Source organism: Ruegeria sp. YKSD179, from assembly GCF_059612885.1.
This window is the reverse complement of the sequence record NZ_JBXWRL010000120.1, coordinates 1-1,980: the sequence shown is the minus strand read 5'-3', so window position 1 is coordinate 1,980 and position 1,980 is coordinate 1. Positions and strand designations below refer to the sequence as shown.

At 51.7% G+C, this 1,980-nt stretch carries 1 protein-coding gene; it reads right to left on the bottom strand.

From position 1 onward, the window contains the following. Positions 1-126 precede the first annotated feature (126 nt). Entirely contained in the window at positions 127-1,926 is a 1,800-nt protein-coding gene (locus tag AC2FNE_RS24595) for an NAD(P)/FAD-dependent oxidoreductase (protein ID WP_170609144.1), read from the bottom strand. Between the last annotated feature and the right edge of the window lie 54 nt (positions 1,927-1,980).

Sequence of the window (1,980 nt, the reverse complement as noted above, 5' to 3'; positions counted from 1 at the left end):
CGGACAAACCTGCCATTTGCGGCAATGCGGCACCCAAAGGTTACCTGAATGTCTGCTCCGTAACAAAACAGACATTCATTTTTAAATGCTGTAAAGGGCGGATCCGGCCCTCGGCCGGCTCAATCCCTACGAAAGGTGGTGCACCTCCTGCAACCCGTATACGGGGGTTTCGATACCCTCCATCCTTGCCTTGATCTGCAACGACAGGAACTGTGAGTAATGGCGAGACTGATGTAGGTTACCGCCGTGGAACCAAAGAGCTTCCTGTTGTGTGGGTTTCCACATGTTGCGCTGTTCTCCTTCCCAAGGACCGGGGTCCTTCGTGGTATCCGATCCTAATCCCCAAACCTTGCCGACTTTATCAGCCATCTCCTGACCCGCCAGATCCGCGATCCAGCCATTCATCGAGTTATAGCCAGTGGCATAGACAATTACATCTGCGTCGAGATGCGTTCCGTCATCTAAGATTACACCAGTTTCGTCGACCTTAACGACCTGTCCCCGCTTTATCTTGATCTCGCCATCGATAATCAGCTGACTGGCGCCGATATCTATGTAATAGCCAGATCCGCGCCTCAGATATTTCATGAATAGACCAGAGTTATCGTCCCCCCAATCGAGCCAGAAACCAGCCTTTTCCAACCCGTCGTAGAACTCCTTGTCCTGTTCTTTCATCGCGGCATACGCCGGAATTTGGAATTCATGCAGTATCGCATAGGGCAGTGACGCAAAGATCAGATCGGCTTTTTCTGTTGTGACACCAGCCTCTACGGCCCGTTCAGAATAGAGATCGCCAAGTCCGATTTCCATCAAAGTATCGGAACGCACAATGTGTGTGGAAGACCTTTGAACCATGGTGACATCAACATCGTTCTCCCACATGGCGGCGGCGATATCGTGCGCGGAGTTGTTCGAACCCACTATAACCGCCCTTTTGCCTTTGTACTTGTCCGGACCTGGATGCTGTGAGGAGTGATGCTGATCGCCCTTGAACTTATCCATCCCGGGAAAGTCAGGCATATTGGCTTTTCCGGACATGCCAGTCGCCATAATAAGCTGCTTGGGTTTTAGCACCAGTTCTTTGCCATCACGGTCCACCACGACTGTCCACTCTTTGGTTTTCTCATCAAAGCTGGCAGATTTGGCGGTCGTGCGTGTCCAATAGTTCAGTTCCATCACCTTGGTGTACATTTCCAGCCAATCACCGATTTTGTCTTTGGGCGAAAAGATTGGCCAATTTTCCGGGAACTTTATGTAAGGTAGATGGTCATACCAAACTGGATCGTGCAGGCAGAGCGACTTGTAGCGTTTGCGCCAGCTGTCCCCCGGGCGATCGTTACGCTCGACAATAATTGTGGGCACGCCTAGTTGGCGCAGTCTGGCACCCAATGCTATCCCGCCCTGACCGCCGCCGATAATCAGGCAATAAGGTTGGGTTTCATGGCCAAGCTCGGCCTCCTCTTTCTCTCGCTCTTCTTTCCATGTGGTGCGGTGCTTGCCGGCGCCATGTTTCGCTCCGAGTGGGCGCTGAAATCCCTTTGGTTCTTCGTGTCCCTTGAGCTCGACCATCGTGGTTAGGAGTGTCCAGATCAGACCGTCCTTCAGACGCAATAGGCCATAGCCACGGGCCATTTCAGTTTCGAATTCTATCCAGGCGGTCGTTACGCCATCGGCTTCAGTCGGCGTCTCGCCTTCGGCTACCTTCCAACCCGTCGGCTTTATGGTTGCCAGTTGGTGGCGCAACATATCGGCCACCTGATCTTTTCCTTCGACGGTTTTGATGTTCCAAGTAAAGGAGACTAGATCACGCCAATAGCAATCATCCTGAAACATCTGAGTAGCGGCTTCAATGTCTTCGTTCTTTAGGGCTGTACCAAAAGAATCGAGAAATGCCTGTGTTTGACCCGTCAATGTCGTATCGAGCATAATTTTCCTCCCTCGTTTCATCCTAATTCGAACACTCTAGGAGAACCGCACCAT

Excerpts from the sequence above, each read along its gene's own strand:
- AC2FNE_RS24595 (WP_170609144.1), bottom strand. The coding sequence starts at position 1,926 with ATGCTCGATACGACATTGACGGGTCAAACACAGGCATTTCTCGATTCT.